Genomic DNA, 22,029 nt, shown 5'->3' on the forward strand with positions numbered 1-22,029 from the left:
TCCTGCTCCAGCCGCACGGCGAGCCGCGGGGACCGGCCGGGCGCCCGCCCGTCCCGCCGCGGCTGGGAGTCGGACCGCTGACGCGAAGATCATGGCACCGGCTTGCCCACCCCATGCCGAGCACCCACTCACGCTCCCGGGACTCCTCCCGGCGTGCCGATGGCTTCACCACGGCTTCAACGCCCTTGGTGCTGGCGCGGCGAGAATCACCGACTTCGTGAACGGCGCCGGGTGACGGGGAGCAGCCTGGGGCCTGCTCGATCTGTTAGGTGGCTAGACGGCGGCGTGGAGCCAGCGGACGGGGGCGCCCTCGCCGGCGTAGCGGAAGGATTCGAGTTCCTCGTCCCACTGCTTGCCGAGCAGGCGGTCGAGTTCGTCTTCGAGGACGGCGCGGCCTTGGGCGGCCATCAGCATGACGTTGCGGAGGCGGTCCTCGGGCACCTGGATGTCCCCGCTGGCGCCGATGACCGCCGTGTACGCCCCGAGTGTCGGGGTGTACGCATGTCGGGAGCCGTCCACGCCCGGCGAGGCGTCCTCGGTGATCTCGAAGCGGATGCGCTGCCACCCCATGAGCGATGAAGTGATCGCCGCCGCCGTACCCGCGCGACCCTCCCATTCCGCCTGGGCGCGCAAAGCGCCGGGCGCAGCGGGCTGAGGGGTCCACGTCAAGTCGACGGGAACGCCAAGAACGCCTGCGACAGCCCACTCAATATGCGGGCACAGCGCAGGCTGAGCCGAGTGGACGTACAGCACGCCACGAGCAGCAGCCACCGGACCTCCCGTTTCGTACGAGGTGCGCCTTCCCCAACGGCCTCATACTGGGATGATCACAAGTGACTCTAGGAGAGACTACCGTCCGTCGCGGCGAGGCACCAGACCAGAGTCATACCTATTCGCACTTGACAACGCTGTGAATTCATCAAACCACAGAGAGTAAACACAAGCCCGGGCCCACCAAACGGAAAAGCCCCAGGTAGCACCCACCCCACCCCGATCCACTCGACCGAGTTTCCCACTCCACCCCTAGATCCGACCCTCTTCACCCAACCACCCAGCCTGACCGAAATTCTCACGACAACCCCAGATCCCGTCCCTTCGCCCCACTCGTCCCTGATCCCACGCGAAGTACACGTCCCTCATACACAGCGCTCCCGCAGCGCTCCGCATATATCCGCGCTCCCGCAGCAGGGGACAGCACTAACACGTCGCGTAGGCAACACCACATTACTGACAATTCGCACATAAACGACTACACAGAGTTGCCAATCGAACGTGTGAGCGATATCCTGGATGTAGGTCGGTCGGTCGATCCACGACGGGAGGTGGTCCGGGATGATGACCTCGGGTGCGGTGCTGTTGCCCGACCACTGTGCCGCCACCTCTCTCGCCGCTGATTCCCCCGCTGGTTGCCCCTCTTGTTCGCCCGCTTGTTCGCCCGCCGACCCCGCCCTCCCCTTCTCGCCTCTGAACTCCCGCGCTCCAGCCGGCCTTGACGGCCGCGACCCCGCCGCCGGGGGTTCCCTCAGCGCCGCCGAAGGTTCCCTCAGCGCCGCCGGAGGTTCTCTCAACGCCGGCTCTGGCGGCGTGCCGGTCCTCCGTCCGCAAACGCGTCCTCTCCGTTCACCCCGGCGAGGTGCCGGGGCGCAGGAAACCGGTCGTAGTCCCGGCATTCCCGGCGATTCCCGTGGCGCGGTCCTACTGTTGGATCCTTTCCAGCCGTTCGACCCTTCCCGAACTCGAGTCATCGCAGCCGACTCCGGCAGCGACTCCGGCAGGAACTCCGGCACCTCGCCTTCCGGCACAGCACACCCCGCAACGGCGCCTTCCACCACCGCCCGGGCCACCGCTGAACCCGCCAACACCCCGTTCAGCTCTGCCCCGTTCGGCCCGGCCCCGTTCGGCCCGGCCCGGCAGCCCGGTGTCCGGCCCTTCGGCGGCCACCGGCCCTCGCCCGGATCCGGGCCCGGATCCGCCGGCAGTGGGCCGGTGACCGGCCAGCGTGCCCAACAGGCCGCTGACGGTGCCCGGGAGACGGATCAGCGTGCCCGCGAAACCGGTCGGCGTACGGAGGCGGCCGGTCGGGCTGCTCGGGAGGAGGATCACGCTACCTGGCAGCCGGATCGGGATGCCCGTGAGGCCGGCCACGCTGCCCGTGGTGCCGATCGGGGTGCCGGAGAGGCCGGTCACGCTGCTTGGGAGGCCGATCACAACGCCCGGGAGGCCGATCACAACGCCCGGGAGGCCGATCACGACGCCCGGGAGGCCGATCACGACGCCCAGAGGGCCGATCACGCTGCCGGTGGTGCCGGTCAGGGTGCCGGTGGTGCCAGTCAGGGTGCCGGTCAGGGTGCCGGTGGTGCCGGTCAGGGTGCCGGTCGCGGGCGGGGGACCGATCAGGGTGCTGGTCGTGATGCCGGGCGCGGGGACCATCCGGACCACGCGGACCACGCGGACCACGCGGACCATCCGGATTTGGGTTTGGTCGGGGCGAGGGTACGGAAGTTGCTGCACGAGGCCGAGGTGATCGCCGCCGATCAGTCGCTGGTGCCGGGCGATGTCGAGGCGGCGATGGCCGAGATCGTGGCGTTGGCGCGGATGATCGATCGGGCTGAGGCGGCGATCGCGGTCCGGCTTGGGGTGGCCGATGCCGGGAAAGGCCACCAGCTGTTCGGGCGGCGTTCGCTGGGGGCGTGGCTGGCGGCGGCGACCGGTTCGCGGATCGCCCGGGCCGGGGAACGCCTCACCCTGGCCCGGCAGCTGTCCCGGCTGCCGGATCTGGCCGCCCGGCTGGCCGGGGGCAGCCTGCCGTTCGGGGCCGCCGCCGCGGTCGCCTCAGCGGTCCGTCCTCTGGACGATGAGGAAGCCCGGCTGGCCGAGCCGATCCTGCTGACCCTGGCCGCCGATCCGGCCGCCACGGTGGAGGATGTGACCCGGGCGGGTCAGGTGATCCTGGAGACCATCGATCCGGGCGGACGACTGGCCCGTGCCGCCGCGCTGACCGAACGCCAGCACCTGAACATCGCCGCCACGTTGAATGGGATGGGCCGGGTGACCGGTCTGCTGGATCCGGAACTGACGCTGCAGTTTCAAACCTGGCTGGAGCCGCTGGCGGTCAAGAACGGCGCCGAGGACGGGCGTGATCACGGGCGGCGGATGGCCGACGCGCTGGCCGTCCGCCTGTCTGAGGGTGGGCGGCGGACGGTGATGCATGTGGCGGTCACCGAGCAGACCCTCACCGGCGAATCCGAGGACCCGGCCTACCTGCAGGACGGGACCGCGATCCCGGCCGCCGACGCCCGCCGCATGGCCTACACCGCCGACCTCCGCCGCGTCCTGCGCGACACCGACGGCGCCCTCCTGGACCTGGGCCGCGCCCGCCGCCTGGCCTCTGCCGACCAACGCGAAGCCATCCTCGCCCAATACACCACCTGCGCCCGCCAAGGCTGCCACATCCCCGCCTACCTCTGCGAAATCGACCACATCCAACCGTGGCACCCGGTCGGCCGCACCGACCTGACCAACCTCGCCCCCCTCTGCACCCCCGACAACAAATGGAAATCCCGCCACCCCGACCGCGTCGACATCATCGACAACGGCAACGGCACCGTCACCATGCGCTTCCACCGCCACCCCAAACTCCACCCCCGAAACCCCCGCCGACAACCCGGGCAGCCCCGGCAGCAAACAACCGCAAACCCCACCACAACCCCGGCCCCGCCTGGGGCGTCGCACCCAACCCCGGCATCGCCTCCACCAGCGCCGCATCCCACCCCGGCCTCGCCCAGGGCATCCCATCCCACCCCGGCATGGCCACCACCACCGCCGTCGCATCCGACTCCGGCCGCGTCCGGGGCGCCGCACCCGACCTCGGCATCGCCCGGGGTGCCGCACCCAACCCCGGCATCGCCCGAAGCATCGCGCCCAACCCCAACCCCGGCCTCGCCTGGGAGGTCGCACCCGACTCCAGCCGCGTACCCGACTCCACACCCGGCCCCGCCCCGGGCGGACGACACACGCCCACAGGCAGACCGGACACCCTCACCCCCCACGAGCGCAGCTAGATCATCACCATGAGTGCGGAGACAGTGACCAATAGAGGATCACAAGGACCCACAGAAGATCACGAGCTGATCGTCATCGGGTCGCCGCGCATTCGAGCAGGCTGTGAGCACGGAATCCTCGATCCTATGGACGCGTTCGCCACGAAGGGCCGGTCGCTCTCGGCGGTCTCGGACCTTGGCCGTCTCGGACCTCGGCCATGAGGACGCCCCGCCGGGGTCTGCCTGCCATACAAGAAGCCCGGAGGCGGGACACCGTCACGGCTCCGGCCTTCGCGGGGGGGATAGGTCCCGGTACCTACAGGAAGTGGCAGTCACCTGCGGGCCGACTGATGAGCAGATTCGGGATTTTTGCGCCCATCGCGCGATCCGCGCCCTCGCCGGACGTGCGAACACCAGCTCGAGGTGCGTTTCAAGATGTTGCGGAACGCCAGCAATTGTCCGTGGAACCGGGCGAGTTCGGCCACAGGATTCCACATCGTCGCCCCCGCCTCGTTCCGAGCGTCAGGGAGCCTGGCAATTCGCCGATCGGAGGATCGTGGTCGCAGCCACTGGATAGAGTGCTCACGCAACGCTTATCCGTCACTGCGGACAGTAGCCAGGAAAGTGGTGCCATGCCTCAAGAGACGTCTTTGCCCGCTCTCGATGAGACCGCCTGGAAGGATCTGGTCTCCCGGTTCGACGGCCGGATGTGGGCGGTGGCCAGGGCCTGTGGCCTGAGCGCCACCGATGCGGCCGACGCGGTTCAGGGCGCGTGGCTGCGCCTCGTCGAAAGCTACGACCGGATCCGCGACCCCAGCCGGATCGGCGCGTGGCTGATCACCACCACCCGGCACGAGGCCTTCCGCCTCTCCCGCAAAACCCGCAACGAACACCCGGTCGAACTGCCCGACCTCGGCGACCCCAGCGTCCCCGACCCGTCCACAGCCGTCGTCGACGCCGAGTACGGCCGCCACGTCTGGGCCCGCGCCGCCACCCTGGACGAACCCTGCCGCACCCTGTTACGCCTCTTCGCCCTGAACCCCGACGCCCGCTACGCCCAGATCGCCGCCCGGATGAACATGCCGCTCGGCAGCGTCGGCGCCACCCGAACCCGCTGCGAATCCCGCCTCCGCGCCCTCCTGGAGGAGTCCCCGTGACCAAAGAACCCGAGGACCACTCAACCCCAGAGGCCCACTCAACCCTGGAAGGGCGCTCAACCCCAGAGGACCGCTCAACCCCGAAAAGCCACGCGACTTCAGAGGATCGCTCAACCCCGGAAGGCCACGCAACCTCCGAGGGTCACCCAACCCCGGAAGGCAATCCAACCCGGGAAGGCGACTCAACAGCAGAAGGCCGTTCCACCTACGTCTTGGCGGCCATGCGCCTCGCCTCCGGAGCCGACCCGATCCCCAGCCGCGTCACCGCCGACGCTCTGGCCGCGTTCACCCTCCGCCTGCCCGGCTCGATCATCGCCACCCCCACCGACGTGGCCGCCGCCTCCGGAGCCCGCTCCGGAGGAGAACCCCAGCGCCACCGCTTCACCACCGAAACCCTGACCATCGACGTCGAACTAACCCACACCAATGGCCGCCTCGAAGTAGCCGGCCACCTCACCCCCACCCCAACCCCCGACTCCTGGATCGAAATCCGCACCCCCCACGTCAGCAAGATCCGCGTCCCCTCCCCCGACGGCCACTTCGCGGCAACCGGCCTCCCACCCGGCTGGCTCAGCCTTGTCTACCACCACCCCGAAAACCCCCCCATCGCCACCCGCTGGCTCCGAGCCCGCCCATAACCCGCCAACGAGTCCCATCAACCCGGCACGCAGCCCCCACCCACGAGAGCGTCGAATTGACCGGACACAACCCCCAGGTGCCCCAACCAGACGCCGAGAAGGCCGCTCCCAATAGCGGCACAAACCATCCGACAACCCAGGCGACGGTCGAAGTGACGGGACACAACCCCCACCTCTCCCATCAGGAAACCGCGACAGCCGTTCCCGCTGGCGACAGAGAGCAGCCAAACACTCAAGCGGCAACCGAACCGACCGGACACAACCCCCACAACCCGCATCAGAAGGCCGAGACAACCATCTCCACCGCCGACGGCGACCAACCGAACGCCCGAGCGGCAACCAAACCGACTGGGAACGGCTCGCAACAAGAAGCCGGGACAACCACCCCGACTGGCGACAGAGAACAGCCAAACACTCAAGCGGCAACCGAACCGACCGGACACAACCCCCACAACCCGCATCAGAAGGCCGAGACAACCATCTCCACCGCCGACGGCGACCAACCGAACGCCCGAGCGGCAACCAAACCGACTGGGAACGGCTCGCAACAAGAAGCCGGGACAACCGCCGCGACTGGCGGCAGAGAACAGCCAGGCGCGTGGGAGGAAGCGACTGGGCGCAACCCTCACATCCGCTATCAGGAGGTTGGGGAGAGCGTCGGTGGGAGGGGGTTGGTGGGGCGGGCGATTAGGGCGGTTGAGTTGGCGGGGCGGGATCCGCGGTGGGCGCGGGAAGAGGCGGAGGGGGTGCTGCGGGAGAGTGAGCGGGTGGGGGATGCGGAGGCGGCGTCGATCGCGTTGCGGGGAATGGCGTTGGCCGCGTGGGAGCTTGGTGATTTGGGGTTGGCGGATGAGCTGCTTACGCGGGCGGTTCGCCGGGCTGTCGATGTGCCGGTGCGGGCGGCGCAAGCGGCGATGTCGCAGGTTCCGTTTCGTGCGCTACTGGGGGATCCCGAAGGGGCGCTCGCTCTTGCCGACAAGGTCGAAGCAGATCTGGACGGGCTCGATCGGCATCGGCTGGATGTTCAGCGCGCGGTGCCGCTGGTCCTGCTCGGCCGGCATATGGAGGCTGTTGAGCGGTGTACGACGGCTTTTCCGGCTCTCGGCGATGACCCACGTTGTCATGCGGGCGGACTCCTCAGCCGGGGTCTCGCCTACGTCTTCCTTGAACGATTCGGGGAAGCGGCGGCCGACTTCACGCTTTCCGCCGAAATCGCCAGGAGCTCAGGATTCACCCATCTGGCCATGCTCGCCGAAGGCAACCTGCCTTTCGCCGCCGCCCGCCGAGGCGACATTCCCGCCGCTTTCGCGAGCTACCAGACCGCCGAACATTCCCTCGTCGGCTACCCGGAACGCCTGGCGGCCATGCGTGTCGACTTCGCCCAAGCCCTCGTCGAGGCACGACTCCCGAACGAAGCACGCGCCCTCCTGGAACAAGCCGTACCGGTATTGGCGGCTTCCAATGCCCAGGTGGCGTTGAGCGACGCCCGCCTCCTCCTCGCTCAAGTGGAACTACTCACCGGCGACCCCTACCAAGCACAACAAACCGCGCAGACAGCCCACACCGAACTACTCACCCAAGGCCGCGCCCGCTGGGCTCCCCTGGCCACCGAAATCATCCTGCGGGCACGACTGGCACAGTCCGACCCTCCGCACCTCGTCTCCGCGGATCTACTCACCGACCTGTACGCATGCTCCGACGAGTTGGCCACCACAGGCTGGCTGACTCAAGCCGACTCCCTCCGCCTACTAGCCGGACGCACCGCCAAGCACCTGAAGGATCGAGCAGCGGCCACGACCCAGCTGTCCCGGCTTCTGACCCCCCGCACCCGCCCGATCGTCCGCCACCACGCGCAAGCCGTCCTCCACCACCTGAACGGCGACGACACCGCCGCCATGACGTCAGTGGAGGCGGGCATCGCCACCTTCCTGGAAACGATCTCCCCCACGTCGGCTCAGGGCATCGACCACCCCATGATCATGGGCGCGGCCGAGATCCGTGCACACGCGATTCGAGGCGCCGAGCAGTTGGCGGCCTTCGGTCTCGAACTCGCTCTCTCACGCGGAACCGGCCAGGGCGTCCTCGCCTGGGCAGAACGATGGCGCGCGGTGGTACGCGGCGATTTCAACGGCGACGCTCCAACCATCGGACCCACCTGCCTCGTGGAATTCGTCCGACACGAAGATGACCTATTCGCAGTTGTCGCCCAACATGACAATTGCGAACTACACAAGATCGGCTCATATTCGGACGTAACCGAAGCGACAATCCGGATCCGCTACCAGCTCCGACGACGCAACCTACGCGACACCGAACCCAGCACCGGACCCGACACCGAACCCGACACCGAACCTCGCACTGAACCCGGCACCGGACGCGACACCGAACCTCGCACTGAACCCGGCACCGGACGCGACACCGAACCTCGCACTGAACCCGGCACCGGACGCGACACCGAACCTGGCACTGAACCCGGCACCGGACGCGACACCGGATGTGACACCGAATCCGGCATCGGACGTGACATTGGACCCGGCGCGGAATCGATGCCCGACGCGGAACTGACAGCGCTCGACGCCCTGCTGATGCGCCCTTTCCACCTGAACCCAGGACCAATCACCATCGTCCCCACGGGCTCGCTCCACACCCTCCCGTGGCCGCTGCTCCCCTCCCTCCGCGGCCGACCAGTCTCGATACATTCACACGCGGGCGGACCTCCAGCCGCTCACAAAACGGACACCCTCGTTATCGCGGTAGCCGGCCCCGAACTGGAATACGCCCAAGACGAAGTCCAAAGAGTGGTCAAATCCCACAAGAACGCCACAACCATCCCAGCCACCAAGAAATCAGTGATCGAGGCCCTGGAATCGGCGGGAGTCCTCCATATCGCGGCCCACGGCATGTTCTCCCCCCGCAGCCCGATGCTCTCGAACATCACCCTTGATGACGGCCCTCTAATGGCCTACGAACTCCTTCGCGCCAACCGCGTGCCACCCGTGGTCGTGCTGTCGGCCTGCGAGGCCGGGATGGCACACGCGCCAATGGACGGCGTCGCCTGGGGCCTGGCAGGGGCATTCCTGGAGCGCGGCGCCCGCTGCGTCATCGCCGGGGTCGTACCAGTGCGCGACGAGGAAGCCCTGATCCTGATGGACCGCTTCCACGAACTCCTCGCAAGCGGTCACCCACCCGCCGAAGCACTGGCAAAAGCAACACACGAGACCAACGTCCCAGGATTCGCATGCTTCGGCTCGGGCGACTAACCCGATCACCATGCGCCAGGGTCCACTTGTCCTGCGACCAAGCCATGAGACCCAAAAGAATCAGCCACTCGCCGAGTAGAACGAGCAGGCTTGGGCGACCGGGATCCATTTTCTGCCAGGATCGCTTGCGCCAAGGCACCGGCTGGCGGTGATCTCCAACCGCTCGTACTGATATCAGCACCGTTGCCGCCACCATGGCCACTCCGGTGAAGCGTGCGGATTTGGCGACGTCCGGGTGAGAAATCGTCTGTCGACAGGGAGAACCAGACCATAGAGGTACGGTTTAGCCCACGAGTGCCTCTTCGAGTCGCCGGCGTGCGGTGTCTCCGGAGCACTCTGGGCACATGCAGGTAGGCCCGATCCGGTCAGCGGTGCCAGGAACGACCGCTTGCGTCCAAGTGAGCAAGGCCGCCGCCACTTCGCCTGGCCGCATCCGGGTATGTTCCAGCCTGATCACTGCGGCCATGGGCCGACGGCCAAGACCGGGAACCTGATGGATCGAAGCTCTGTGGGTTACGCACACAGATCCTCGTGCGCGAACCTCGGAAGGGCGCCTACGCGGCATGGCCCTTTCTGGTACATGTCACAGCCGTGATCATCGCATGCCGAGGCCCCGATCTCTAGATCAGGTGCCTAATGGTGGAGCAGATTCAAGAATCAACACCTCCGGCATCCAGTGGGACATTCCCATCTTCAGCAGGACGCTCAAGCGAGCGTTGCCTTCGCCAACTCGTCAATGCGAACCCCGATGGTTCACGATCTTGATATTCACCCCGTCCTGGGCTGCGAGGGGGGATCAGCCCGTGGCGATGGGGCGGGTGGGGTCGGTGATCCAGTGGGACCAGGAGCCGACGTAGAGGGCGGCGGGGAGGTTGGCTATTTCCAGGGCCAGGAGTTGGTGGGCGGCGGTTACGCCGGAGCCGCAGTAGGTGCCGATGGGGATGCCGGGGGTGGCGCCTAGGGTGTTGAAGCGTTCGCGGAGGAAGTCGGGGGTGTGGAAGAGGCCGGCGGGTTCGGTGTTCTGGGTGGTGGGAGCGTTGACGGCGCCGGGGATGTGGCCGGCGACGGGGTCGATGGGTTCGGTTTCGCCTCGGTAGCGTTCGGGAGCGCGGGCGTCGAGGAGGACGCCGGTGGTGGCGAGGTCGGCGGCCTGGTCTGCGTCCAGGGTGGGCATTCCGCCGGGGGTAGCGGTGAAGTCGCCGATGGGAATGTCCGGCACGTCCTTGGTGACCGGCAGGCCGGCCCGGATCCAGGCGCGGAGCCCGCCGTCGAGCACGCGAACGCTGGGATGCCCGAAATATCGCAACGTCCACCAGGCTCGCGCGGCGGACAGGGATTCGGCCTCGTCGTAGACCACGACCGGCCGAGAGCCCGACACCCCGAGGCGGCGCATGGCGGCCTGGAAGTCCTCGGCGGACGGGAGCGGATGACGCCCACCGGGCCCGGGCGGCGCGGCCAGATCCCGCTCCAGGTCACAGAAGACAGCGCCGGGAATGTGCCCTTCGCGATAGGCCTCGATCCCCGGCGGACCACCCAGCCGCCATTGCACGTCGAGCAAGGTGACCCGCTCGTCGGCCAGACTCTCAGCGGCGATCAACGGCCCCATCGTGCACCCCCAGGCAGATCAGACGAACTTCACCGATGGATCTCCAGCAGCGGAACGTTCAGCTCCTCCACTGTCAACGACCCGTGGTACCCCGTGAATGCCCATTCCAACTTCTCGGTCTCCGCCGGGATGACCACGCAGCCACCGTACGGCACGGCTACGACATCCCCGATCCGCGGCAGCCACTCCCGCCGCACGCTCCCCCCGAACCACCCGGAATCCACCGCTTCCTCCCGGGACACGACCCACGCCCGCCCGTCGAGCATCTCGCGCCAGGTGGCTTCGACCGCCGAGGCGGCGCCCGCGAGCGTGTAGAGGTGCCGAGCCCGGGGTTCGCCCCCGAGCAGGGCGACCCCCTCCATGAGTTCGGGATGCTGGTCGACGTCGACCTTGTCGGTGGCGTTGACCATGCCATGGTCGGCGGTCACGTACATGACCGCGCCCGGCGGCAGGGTCTCGGCGAGACGTTCGGCCATGCGGTCGACGATGGCGAGCTGCTCGAGCCAGGCGGGTGAGCCCCAGCCCGACAGGTGCCCGGCGGCGTCGAGATCGCCGTAATAGACGGTCACGAACGTGCGCGGGGCTTGGAGCGCGTGCCGTACCCCCTCGACGCGCTCGTCGATGGACTCGGCGTGCAGGTGGTGGACGCCGCGGTAGACGGCGCGGTTGAGGCCGGAGCCGTCGAAGGCGGCGGTGGCGACGTAGACGGCGTCGACGTCGAGGGCGGTGAGGCGCTGGTAGACGGTGGTGGCGGGCTGCCAGACCTCGGGGTCGATGGGGAGGCCGGGGGCGGTCCAGCGCAGGCAGTTGAAGAGGCGGCCCTCGCCGGGGACCGCCATCTGGATGCCGATCATGCCGTGCTCGCCGGGGGTGCCGCCGGTGCCGAGGGTGGCCAGGCTGGTGGGGGTGGAGGACGGGAACCCGGCCGTGATCGTACGGCCCAGCGCGCCGGACAGGAACGGGGCCGTCCCGGGATGGGCGCGCAGGAGTTCGGCCCCCATCCCGTCCACCAGGAACAGGCACACCCGGGAGGCGGGCTCCAGCCCGAGCGTGTTGTCGCCGTCACCCCCGAAGGTGGCGAGCAGGGAGCCGGGAAAATCGCTCAGCGAGGCGGCGCCGTACGCGGGGAGGTGGGGCCCGGCCACGGTCAGCTCCGGGCGGTGGCTTCGGACAGAGCACGGGCGAAGGCGAGGACGTGGGTGACCGCCTCGGGCCCGTCGGCGGCCTCGCTGACCCGCAGTTGCAGGTCGTCGGCGGTGACCGCGCCGGTGTAGCCGTGGTCGGCGTCGCAGTTCTCGTCGCCGCAGGTGGCCGGTTCGAGATCGACGTGCGAGATCGCGCCCCAGCCGATGGTCAGGGTGACCTCGCTGGGCGGCACGCCGGGCACGTAGGAGGCGGGGTCGGGGACCACCCGGGTGAGCGCGACCGACTGGATCCGGCTCAGCCGGACGGCCTCGGTCGTGGTGGAGGCGTGCGAGGTGGGGTTGCCCTCGGCCGGCGGATGCTCGTCGGTATGGCAGACCAGCAGCCGGGACGGCGACAGCACCAGCACGGTGACGTGCCTGCGCACCTCCATGGCCGGGTCGAACGTGGCCTCGTGGTGCACGACGAACGCTGTTACCTGTTCTTTCCCTACAGCGGAGTCGACGGCGTCGGCGACCAGGTCGGGGTAGTAGCCGCTGCGGTCGATGGCCTCGCGCAGGTCGGCAGCCGAGACTCGGGTATCCCTCATGGGTCCATCCTGCCTTGTCATGGGCGCGGTTTTCACATGCGAAGCCACCTTCTCGCCAGCCCAGATATACGGATTTAGCAGTATTTGGAATGGGTATCGGGCCTTTCCCTTCACTTTCGTTTCCCGTTACCCAGCCGGGGTTATCGCTAGAGGCGTACTAGCCGAGGCGGCGGGGTCCGCCGTCAGGGCGGGGACCGACCACCGGGCGGATCACCGCGCGGGAGCCCAGCACCGTAACGCCGCCCTCCCCCACCAGAACCTGGTCGAGATCGAGGCGGGCCACCTCGGGCAGCGCGTCCGCCAGCAGCCCCACCCGGACCAGCAGATCCTCCAGGGCCGGTACGGCCACGGGCGGGTAGCCGTACTCGCCGAACAGGAGCGGCGCGGTGCGCACGGCGCGGACCAGACCGGCCGCGTCCGCACCGGTCAGCGGCGCGAGCCGGTACGCGTGATCGCCCAGCAGCCGGGCCGCCACGTCGGCGAGCCCGAACGACACGACCGCCCCGAAGTCGCGGTCCTGGACCACCCCGACCATGGTCGGCACCGCGGGTCCCGGCGGGGACTCGGTCGCGACCTCGATCCCGTAGCAGGCGAGCAGGGCGGTGACGTCGATCTCGGTGTCGGCGGGCGCGGCGTCGATGACGCGCCGCGCTTCCGCCCCATCTAACGATATTTCCGGAATCGTGCCAGCCGGTGCGGTACGCCACCGGGCATGCCTGACCACATGCGCCAACGCGCGAACGGCCTCCTCCGGCGCCGAATAGGACGGGATCGAGCCACGCTCCGGACCCTCCCCCGGCACGCGAAGCTCGGCGGGAAGCCCCCACTCGCCCTGGAAAGTGGCCAGCACCGGTTTCCCGGACTCCTGGGCTACCTTGATCAGCTCGGCGGCCACGAGGTCGGCCCGCCCGGGAATGGGCGGCATGTAGATCGCGACGGCGGCGTCCACCCCCAGCAGCACGCCCGCGAGCGCCTTCCCGAACTCCTCGGCCCCCGCGCGTGCGCCCAGATTGACCGGAGTGCCAGGTTCGAGACCCGCGGCCAAGCAGGCGTCGGCGGCCAGCAGCGCCAGCGCGTCGGAGTTGCTCACGATCCCGACCCGCGGCCCTTCCGGCAGCGGCTGGTAGGCCAGCAACTGGGCCACATCGAACAGCTGGGTCAGATCGTCCACCCTGATCACCCCGGCCTGGGCGAACAGCGAGCTCACCACGGTGTCCGGCAGGCCGAGCGCCGACGCCGCGTGCCCGCTCGGCACCCGCTGCGACTTGACCACCACGATCGGCTTGGTACGCGAGATGCGCCGCGCCAGCCGGGCGAACTTGCGCGGATTGCCGAGCGATTCCAGGTAGAGCAGGATCACCTCGGTCGCCGGATCCTCCTCCCAGTACTGGAGCAGGTCGTTGCCGGACACGTCGGCCCGGTTCCCGGCGGAGACGAACGTGGAGATGCCCATGCCGCGCTGCGCCACCCGCTGCAGCAGGGCGGTCCCGAGGGCGCCCGACTGGCTGAAGAAGCCCACCCGGCCACGGCCGGGCAGCGTGGCCGCCAGGGTGGCGTTGAGGCGGATGCCGGGGGCGGTGTTGGCGATGCCGAGGCAGTTGGGGCCGACGACGCGCATGCCGTACAGGCGGGAGATGCGGACCAGTTCCTGCTGCCTCATGGCGCCCTCCTCGCCCGTCTCGCCGAAGCCGCTGGAGAGCACGACCAGGCCTTTGACTCCCTTGCGGGCGCATTCCTCGACCACGCCGAGCACGCTTTCGGCCGGGACGGCGACGATGGCGAGGTCCACGTCGCCGTCGATGGCGGAGACGCTGCGGTAGGCGCGCACCCCGGCCACGGCCCGGACCTCGCGGTGCACGGGGTAGACCGGGCCGGTGAAGTCGGCGGCCAGCAGGTTGCGCAGCACGGTCTGGCCGATGCCGCCGGGTTCCCTGCTGGCGCCGATGACGGCCACCGACTCCGGGGTGAGCAGACGCTGGATCGAGCGGGCCTCGGCGCGGTGCTCGCGGGCCGAGGTGACCTCGACGGCGGTCTCGGTGGTGGCCAGGTCGAGCGTGAGCCGTACGACGCCGTCGGCGAAGGTGCTGCGCGCGGTGTATCCGGCCTGGCGGAACAGCATGTTCATCCGATGGTTGGCGGGCAGCACGTCGGCGATGAAGGTACGGATCCCGCGCTCGCGCGCGGCCGCGCGCAGGTGTTCCATCAGGACGGCGGCGACGCCCCGGCCCTGGTGGGCGTCCTCGACGAGGAAGGCCACCTCGGCGTGGTCGGGGGGCTGCACCCGGTCGTAGCGGACGACGGCCACCATCTCCGTGCCGATGGTGGCGATCAGCGCCACCCGGTCGTTGTGGTCCACGTTGGTGAACCAGGCGATCTCCCGATCGGACAATCGCGGCCGAGGGCCGAAAAACCGAAAGTAGATCGTTTGATCGGACAAACGGGAGTAAAAATCACGGAGAAGTCCGGCGTCGCCGGGATGGATCGGCCGCAGGTGAGCGGTGCCGCCATCGGAGAGGACGACGTCCGCCTCCCAGTGCGCCGGGTACGGTGGTTCCACAGGTCGAGCGTATCGACGCCCGGCTTGGGATGGTTGGGCAACGCTTGTGCATCGACTGTGCCCGAGTGTCCGCTCTACCCCCCACGGCGTCACCGGAAGCTGTTAAGTTTCTCGGCGTCAGCCTCATATCGCACGGAGAGGACGCCGACCCCCCAATGGTGCGGCAGGCTCACCTCCCTCAGCAGTTGGCAAGGTGGTGACATCATGACCCGGGTCGTCGTGGTGGGCGATCTCATGACCGACGCGGTCGCCCGCGCCAGGTTCCCTCTCGCCCGCGCCAGTGACACCCCGGCGATCGTCACCATGCACGGGGGTGGCTCCGGCGCGAACATCGCCTCCTGGCTCGCCGTGGAAGGTTCCGAAGTGGCCTTCATCGGCCGCCGGGGCGCTGACATCACGGGTCGTAACCGGGACATGGAGCTGATGGGCTACGGGGTGGACGCCCGTCTCGTGATGGACCCGGAACGTCCCACCGGCACCTGCGTCGTGCTGGTGACGCACAAGGGCGAGCGCACGATGTTGTCCGACCCGGGCGCGAACGCGGCGCTGTCGCCCGAGGACCTGCCGCGTGACCTGTTCACCCAGGGCGGCCACCTGCACATGTCGGGCTACACGCTGATCTGCGAGGGCTCCAGGGACGCCGGCTTGGCCGCGCTTGACCTGGCCCGCAGGGCCGGCATGTCGATCTCGGTGGACTGTGCCTCGTCCGCGCCGGTGGAGCGCACCGGGGCCGAGCCGTTCCTGGAGTGGACGCACGGGGTCAAGCTGCTGTTCGCCAACGCCGACCAGGCCAAGGTGCTGACCGGCCGCGAGGAGCCGGACGCGGCGGCCAAGGTACTCACCGCGTGGTTCCCCCAGGTCGTGATCAAGCTCAACAAAGAGGGCGCGCTCTGGTACACCAACAGCCGCTCCGAGCCGGTCCGGGTGCCCGCCGAGACCGTCGACCGCGTGGTGGACGGCACCGGCGCGGGCGACGCCTTCGCGGCCGGCTTCCTGCCGAGCTGGCTGAACGGCAAGCCCCCGTCCGACGCCCTGGCGGCAGGCAACGCCCTGGCCGCCAAGTGCATCGCCAACCTGGGCGCCCGGCCCCGCCTCTAGGGTGATTCGGCAGGCGATCTCCTCGCCTGTCGATCGCCGTGGAACTCCCACCCACCCTCCCTTCATTGCTTGCGGGCTTCCGCCCGCCCCCGTCGGTCGCCGTGGTTGCCCGGATAAACGACAGCCACGGCACGGTGGTTCTCCCACCCACCCAGCCCGTTTGATCCCCTCGGGCTCCGCCCGAACCCGTCGTCGCTGTGGGTCCCACACGAACGAGGTCGCCCGCCACACGTGGTGATGGGCGACCCCGTTCTCAGGCGGGCCTACTGGGTTCTGCAGATGGTTCCGTTGAAGGTGAAGACGGACGGGAGGACGTTCGGGCCGCTGTAGCTGCCGACGAAGCCGATGTTGGTGGTGGCTCCGGTGGCTAGCGGGCCGCTGGCGACGACCTTGACATTGGAGCCGGTCTGGGTCCAGGTGGCGTTCCAGCCGCCGTCCAGGTTCTGCCAGGTTCTCGGCCAGGTGAAGTCGAGGGTCCAGTCGTTGATGGGGGTGCCGTTGTTGGTGATGTCGATGGAGCCGACGTAGCCGCTGCCCCAGTTGGTTTGATCGGTTAGCCGTACCGTGCAGGAGCTAGTGGCGGGCGTGCCGGTGGTGAAGGTCAGCGGCGAGGAGGACCACGAGACGCCGCCGCCGCTGTCGCGGGCGATCACGTTGACGGTGTAGCGCGTGCCGGGCCTGAGGTTGCTGACCGCGAGTGAGGTGCCGCCGGTCTCGCCGAGTTGTTCGGTGATGGCGCCGTTCTGGCGGTGCACCTCGTACTTCACGATCGGGCGGGTGCCGGGGGTGGCGGCGGGCCAGGAGATCGTCGCGGTCGTGTCGGTGACGGCGGTGGTGGTCGGCTGTCCCGGCGCGCCCGGCAATCCGGCCGGGGCCGAGGCGGGACGCACCACGACCGTGGTCAGCGACAGCGGGGGCAGGGTCTGGCTGGTCGCGCTGCCCGCGGTCGAGCTGGTGATGCCGGTGGCGCCGTTGACGTGGGTCAGCACGGTGGGCGCTCCGGCGGCGGGGCCGAACCCGGCATAGCTGATGGCGACGGGGTAGGCGGTGTCGGCGGAGGTGTTGATCAGCAGGACGGCCAGGTCGCCGTTGGGCCGGCGGGCCGCGTGCGCGACGACCTTCGCCTGACCGGTGGCGGCCTTGACGAACTGGTCGCCGGGGCGGGCGAAGCGGCTCATCATCTGCAGCGCGTAGTACGGCGCGAAGGGCGTGTTCACCGCCGGTTCGCACGCGCTGCCGTCGGCGGTGCAGCTGGCGTTGGACAGCAGGCCGAAGTCGCCGTAGTCGGTGTGCCCCTCGACCTGCCTGACGGTGCCGATGCCGTTATGGGTGTTCCACCAGTTTACGGTGAAGACGCCGCTGGCCAGCAGGGTCGCGTAGGCGTCGGCGGCGGCCAGCGCGCCGGGCTGGGTGTTCTCCCCGGCGCCGCTGGTCCCGGTGTTGAACTCGGTCATCGCGATGCCGATCCGCTCCGAGCCGGGCCCGGCGTGGGCGGCGATCTGACGCCGGGTGAGCTGGATCATGTCGGGGATGTGGGAGGCCTTGTCGTACGCGCCGGGATACCAGTGCAGGATCACGAAGTCGATCTTCGCTCCGGCCATCGACAGGACGACCTTGTTCCAGGTGCCGTCGTCGCCGCCGGCCACGATCCCGTCGGGCCAGTTGGCGGCCGTGGTCAGCACCGCGCCGATCTTGACGGTCGGGTCGACGGCCTTCATCGCGTCGGAGTAGGCCACGATGTTGCGCGCGTACTCGGCGGGGCTCTTGTCGGCGTGGTTGTCGGCCTCCCAGGCCGCGCCGTAGTGGCCGTTGCCGTAGTTCTCGTTGCCGATCTCCCAGTACTTCACGCCGTAGCCCTTGGTGACGTTGGCGTACCGGACCCAGTCGGCGGCCTCCTGGGCGGTGGCGGTGCCGTAGTTGGCGGTCACCATCGGCTGCGCCCCGGTGCGGCGCGCGCCGCGCATGAAGGTGTCGAAGTCGGTGCCGGGCGCCACGTAGCCGCCGGGCGCGGTGTGGTCGGCCCAGTGGTAGATGTCGGAGTAGGAGCCGCCGGGGTAGCGCAGCACTTGCACGCCCGCGTCCTTGAGCCGGTCGGCCGTGTCGTCGGTGCCCAGGTAGGAGTCCCAGATCGCGTGATTGGCGCCGATACCGGTGGCCGGGACCGTGGCCAGCGCCGCGCGCGCGTTGACGGTGACGGCGACGGCCTCTTCGGCGTACGCGGGGGGAACGTTCAGGGCGGTCAGCGTCAGTAAGACGGCCGACGCGGCCCGCAGGAGGGATTTCGGCATGGACATACCTCGCATCGAAAACGGGTTCTCTCGACGCCCCCTCCTGACCAGAAGGCACCATGATCGTGCGACCGATGGCACTCCCCGTCAAATGGCCGTGAAAGTTTCAGGTCGCCAGCGTCAAGGGCAGCACCGCCGTCGCTCCCGCGTGCCGGAGCAGCGCGGCGGCCAGCGTCACCGTCCAGCCGGAATCGGTACGGTCGTCGACCAGCAGCACCGGCCCGGACACCTCGGCGATCTTCGCGGCCAGCTCCCGCGGCATCGCCAGCGTGCCCCGGATGGCCTGAACCCGCTGCGCCGAGTTGTACTGCTGCCCCGGTGACCCGCTGCGATAGCCCAGCTGCCCGAGATCGGCCAGCCGCCCGACCTGCGCCAGCCGCTCGGTCAGCGACCGGATCAGGACCGGCCGGGACGCGGACGGCACGCTGACCACCGCGACCGGCCGCCGCTCCCAGTTCCACGTCTTGAGCACGGTCACCACGGCCGCGAACACGTCGTCGGGCACGGGACCGTCCGGCTGGGCCAGCAGCTCGCGCAGCCGGGTCCCCCACCCGATGTCGGTGAGCCGCCCGAGCGCCCGCCCGGTCTCCGCCCCCAGCTCCGGCTTGATCCGCCCCTTGAGGTCGGCCAGCCCGGTCGGCCACTGCCGCCGCGGCTCCAGATCGACCCCGGGCCGCGCCAGCCGCTCGGCCGCGGCCTGCACCGCCGCCGCCGGAATCTCGGCGGAACGCCGCGCGCCGGTGCAGTTGTCGCACCGCCCGCAGGCCACGGCCGTGTCGTCGTCGAGATGGCGGCGCAGGAACAGCTCCCGGCACTCCTGGGTGCTCTGGTAGGCCAGCATCGCGTCCTGCTCGGCCCGCCGTTCGGCCGCCACCCGCGCATACCGCTCCGCGTCGTACGCCCACGGCTCCCCGGTGGCCTCCCACCCGCCCTTGACCCGGCGCACCGCCCCGTCCACATCGAGGACCTTGAGCATCATCTCCAGGCGGCTCCGGCTCAGATCCACCCGGTTCTCCAGCGCCGCCGTGGACAGCACCCCGCCCTCCTCCAGCGCCGCCAGAGTGGCCCGCACGACCGCCTCCGCCGGAAACGCGAGCGACGCGAAATACGCCCAGATCTCCCGATCCTCGGCGCCGGGCAGCAGCACGACCTCCGCCTTCTCCACCCCACGCCCGGCCCGGCCCACCTGCTGGTAGTACGCCACCGGCGACTGCGGCGCCCCCACATGCACGACGAACCCGAGATCCGGCTTGTCGAAGCCCATCCCGAGCGCCGACGTGGCGACCAGCGCCTTGATCCGGTTGCCGAGCAGGTCCTCCTCGGCGGCCAGCCGCTCGGCGGGCTCGGTCTGCCCCGAGTAGGCGGCCACCGTGTGCCCCTGCTCGCGCAGGTAGGCGGCGATCTCCTGCGCCCCGGCCACGGTCAGCGTGTAGACGATGCCGGACCCCGGCAGCTCCCGCAGGGTCTGCGCCAGCCAGGCCAGCCGCTGCCCGGCCCCGGGCAGATCGACCACGCTCAGCCGCAGGCTCTCCCGCTCCAGCGGCCCGCGCAGCACGAGCGTCTCCTCCTCGTCCCCGGCCAGCTGCTCGGCCACGTCCCGGGTGACGCGCGCATTAGCTGTCGCGGTGGTGGCCAGCACCGGAACGCCGGGCGGCAACTCGGCCAGCATCGTCCGCAGCCGCCGGTAGTCCGGCCGGAAGTCATGCCCCCAGTCGGAGATGCAGTGCGCCTCGTCGACCACCACCAGACCGGCGCTCTCGGCCAGCTCAGGCAGCACCTGGTCACGGAACTCGGGGTTGTTCAGCCGCTCCGGGCTGACCAGGAGCACGTCGATCGTGCCCTCGGCGACCTGCGCGTAGATCTTCTCCCACTCCTCGGCGTTGGCCGAGTTGATGGTGGCCGCGTGGATGCCCGCCCGCTCGGCGGCGGCGATCTGGTTGCGCATCAGCGCCAGCAGCGGCGAGACGATGACCGTCGGGCCCTCGCCCAGGTCACGCAGAAGGGCGGTGGCGATGAAGTAGACGGCCGACTTGCCCCAGCCGGTGCGCTGCACGACCAGCGCCCGCCGCCGCTCCATGACCAGCGCCCTGATCGCCGCCCACTGGTCCTCGCGCAGCCGGGCGCCCTCCCCCGCGAGCGCGCGCAGCCGCTCCTCGGCCTCTTCCCGCAACACCTCTTCTTCGGTCACCGGTCCTTAGTACCAGGTCCTGGTGACGGTTTCGCACGCCGCCCGATTTATCGGCAGCGATACAAAGACCAAGTGAAACAAAGGCGGCAGTCTCCGCATCTACCCCCATGAACGATCCACCCATCAGACTCTGGAGAACGAACATGGACGTGTACGACGCCGGAACCTCCGACCTCGCCGACGTCGACGGCGACGGTTACTACGAGACCGCCGCGGTGGACACCAACAGCGACGGCGTGGTGGACGCGGCGGTGTCCGACCTCGACGGCGACGGCGACATCGACATGGAGGCCTACGACACCGACGGCGACGGCCGCGTGGACACCGCAGTCCTGGACACCGACAATGACGGCATCGCGGACACCGCGCTGTTCGACACCGACAGCGACGGCCAGCCCGACGTGGTGGCGGTCACCATCCCGCCCACCGCCGACGACGCGCCGCTGTTCCCCGAGGCCACCACGGCCACCGACCCGGCTGTCGAGGAGTCCGGGCTCAGCTCGCACGACATCGTCGAGGGCGCGCTGCCCGGTCCGGAGTACACCGCGTAGCAGGAACGTTCCACCAGCGGAAGGAAACCCGACATGGGTAACCCCCAGGATCCGACCCAGCCGCCCCAACCCCAGCCCGGCTCGTACGGCCAGCAACTCCCGCCGTACGACCCCGGGGCGCCGCTCCCGCCGCAGCAGCCCGGTTACCAGTACCCGCCGCCCCCGCCGTACGGGCAGCAGCAGCCTGGGCCGTACTACGGCCAGCAGTACGGGAAGCCACCGGTCAGCGGCACCCAGACGATGTCGATCATCGCCTTCGTGATGGCCGCCATCGCGCTGCTGATCCTGCCGCCCATCTTCGGCGCGATCGGCATCGCGCTGGGCGTGATCGGCCACCGGCGGGGCGAGAAGCTGGGCTCCGCCGCCGCGATCACGTCCGGTGTGTGCCTGGTGCTCGGCATGATCTTCAGCTACATGGTGAACGTCATGTAGGCCCCAAGGCCGATCGAACCCCTTCCGCTGAGGAGCCAGCATGCCCACCGGCCGTCCCGCCCCCTCCCCCGCTCAACCCCCCCTGAGCGCGGGAGAAGGGCTGGCGCGCGCGCTGACCGACGTGGCGGCCAGCGGCGCGAGCCCGGCTGTCACGCAGCAGATCGAGCGCCTGCTCGACGAGGGCCGCGATCGCGTGGCGCTGGCCCTGGCCTGCGCGCGCTTCCGCGACCAGCTCGGCGAACGTTTCCCTGAGCTGGCCGAACTGCTCGCGACCGCGCTCGCGGAGGCCGGAATCCAGGAGGTACGCCCCGACGGGCTGCCCTTCGACGGCGAACTGCACGAAGCCGTGGACACCACGCCCACCGACGACCCCGACGCGCACGACACGGTCGCCGAGACCGTGCGGGCCGGATACCTGGACGGCGACCAGGTGCTGCGCGTGCCCCAGGTCGTGGTGTACCGGCGAGAGCCGCCGTCATGAG

At 69.6% G+C, this 22,029-nt stretch carries 16 protein-coding genes; 8 read left to right on the forward strand and 8 right to left on the reverse strand.

The window, feature by feature from the left end; genetic code table 11:
- Positions 1 to 273: 273 nt before the first annotated feature.
- Positions 274 to 771, reverse strand: a complete 498-nt coding sequence (locus tag ABGB08_RS09115) for a DUF3145 domain-containing protein (protein WP_174900330.1) — start codon at positions 769 to 771, stop codon at positions 274 to 276.
- Positions 772 to 1,695: 924 nt separating this feature from the next.
- The gene (locus tag ABGB08_RS09120; RefSeq protein ID WP_347588343.1) at positions 1,696 to 2,466 is read right to left on the reverse strand and encodes a hypothetical protein; all 771 of its coding nucleotides are present in this window, start codon (positions 2,464 to 2,466) and stop codon (positions 1,696 to 1,698) included.
- 6 nt (positions 2,467 to 2,472) lie between these two features.
- On the opposite strand from ABGB08_RS09120, the gene ABGB08_RS09125 reads away from it, so the two are divergent.
- From ABGB08_RS09125 to ABGB08_RS09140, 4 genes are all read left to right on the forward strand, one after another.
- A complete protein-coding gene (locus tag ABGB08_RS09125; protein WP_347588345.1) occupies positions 2,473 to 4,074 on the forward strand; it encodes a DUF222 domain-containing protein in 1,602 nt (533 codons plus the stop codon).
- A gap of 616 nt (positions 4,075 to 4,690) precedes the next feature.
- Positions 4,691 to 5,197: a sigma-70 family RNA polymerase sigma factor gene (locus ABGB08_RS09130; protein ID WP_246269132.1), complete on the forward strand. Its 507-nt coding sequence runs from the start codon at positions 4,691 to 4,693 to the stop codon at positions 5,195 to 5,197.
- 221 nt (positions 5,198 to 5,418) lie between these two features.
- Entirely contained in the window at positions 5,419 to 5,835 is a 417-nt protein-coding gene (locus tag ABGB08_RS09135) for a hypothetical protein (protein WP_155360747.1), read from the forward strand.
- Positions 5,836 to 6,509: 674 nt separating this feature from the next.
- The gene (locus ABGB08_RS09140; RefSeq protein WP_347588347.1) at positions 6,510 to 9,095 is read left to right on the forward strand and encodes a CHAT domain-containing protein; all 2,586 of its coding nucleotides are present in this window, start codon (positions 6,510 to 6,512) and stop codon (positions 9,093 to 9,095) included.
- Between the two features lie 796 nt (positions 9,096 to 9,891).
- Here ABGB08_RS09140 and ABGB08_RS09145 read toward each other — a convergent pair.
- The 4 genes from ABGB08_RS09145 to ABGB08_RS09160 all read right to left on the reverse strand — a co-directional run bounded on the left by ABGB08_RS09145 (position 9,892) and on the right by ABGB08_RS09160 (position 14,990).
- Positions 9,892 to 10,701, reverse strand: coding sequence for a sulfurtransferase (locus tag ABGB08_RS09145; RefSeq protein ID WP_347588349.1), 810 nt, complete (start codon positions 10,699 to 10,701; stop codon positions 9,892 to 9,894).
- A 29-nt stretch (positions 10,702 to 10,730) separates the two neighbouring features.
- On the reverse strand, positions 10,731 to 11,846 hold the full coding sequence (locus ABGB08_RS09150; protein ID WP_347588353.1) for a nucleotide pyrophosphatase/phosphodiesterase family protein: 1,116 nt from the start codon (positions 11,844 to 11,846) through the stop codon (positions 10,731 to 10,733).
- A gap of 2 nt (positions 11,847 to 11,848) precedes the next feature.
- Positions 11,849 to 12,433 carry a DUF5998 family protein gene (locus ABGB08_RS09155; protein ID WP_155360742.1) on the reverse strand — a complete coding sequence of 195 codons (585 nt, stop codon included), beginning with the start codon at positions 12,431 to 12,433 and terminating at the stop codon, positions 11,849 to 11,851.
- Positions 12,434 to 12,590: 157 nt separating this feature from the next.
- On the reverse strand, positions 12,591 to 14,990 hold the full coding sequence (locus ABGB08_RS09160; RefSeq protein ID WP_347588359.1) for a GNAT family N-acetyltransferase: 2,400 nt from the start codon (positions 14,988 to 14,990) through the stop codon (positions 12,591 to 12,593).
- Between the two features lie 204 nt (positions 14,991 to 15,194).
- Here ABGB08_RS09160 and ABGB08_RS09165 point away from each other — a divergent pair, with 204 nt between their 5' ends.
- Positions 15,195 to 16,088, forward strand: coding sequence for a sugar kinase (locus ABGB08_RS09165; RefSeq protein WP_347588363.1), 894 nt, complete (start codon positions 15,195 to 15,197; stop codon positions 16,086 to 16,088).
- 263 nt (positions 16,089 to 16,351) lie between these two features.
- On the opposite strand, the gene ABGB08_RS09170 is transcribed toward ABGB08_RS09165, so the two are convergent.
- Together ABGB08_RS09170 and ABGB08_RS09175 are read right to left on the reverse strand one after the other, a co-directional pair.
- Complete coding sequence (locus ABGB08_RS09170) at positions 16,352 to 18,376, reverse strand: cellulose binding domain-containing protein (RefSeq protein ID WP_347588365.1); 2,025 nt, start codon at positions 18,374 to 18,376, stop codon at positions 16,352 to 16,354.
- Between the two features lie 106 nt (positions 18,377 to 18,482).
- A complete protein-coding gene (locus ABGB08_RS09175; protein WP_347588367.1) occupies positions 18,483 to 20,564 on the reverse strand; it encodes a RecQ family ATP-dependent DNA helicase in 2,082 nt (693 codons plus the stop codon).
- Between the two features lie 143 nt (positions 20,565 to 20,707).
- Between ABGB08_RS09175 and ABGB08_RS09180 the strand changes: the two genes are divergently transcribed.
- Genes ABGB08_RS09180 through grpE form a run of 3 tightly spaced genes read left to right on the forward strand, consistent with a single transcriptional unit; the run spans position 20,708 to position 22,028 of the window.
- Positions 20,708 to 21,115, forward strand: coding sequence for a hypothetical protein (locus tag ABGB08_RS09180; RefSeq protein WP_347588369.1), 408 nt, complete (start codon positions 20,708 to 20,710; stop codon positions 21,113 to 21,115).
- 33 nt (positions 21,116 to 21,148) lie between these two features.
- Complete coding sequence (locus tag ABGB08_RS09185) at positions 21,149 to 21,547, forward strand: hypothetical protein (RefSeq protein WP_218041683.1); 399 nt, start codon at positions 21,149 to 21,151, stop codon at positions 21,545 to 21,547.
- Between the two features lie 40 nt (positions 21,548 to 21,587).
- Complete coding sequence (grpE, locus tag ABGB08_RS09190) at positions 21,588 to 22,028, forward strand: nucleotide exchange factor GrpE (RefSeq protein WP_347588372.1); 441 nt, start codon at positions 21,588 to 21,590, stop codon at positions 22,026 to 22,028.
- Position 22,029 lies beyond the last annotated feature (1 nt).

This window comes from Acrocarpospora sp. B8E8 (genome assembly GCF_039871605.1).
GTDB classification, from domain to species: domain Bacteria; phylum Actinomycetota; class Actinomycetes; order Streptosporangiales; family Streptosporangiaceae; genus Acrocarpospora; species Acrocarpospora macrocephala.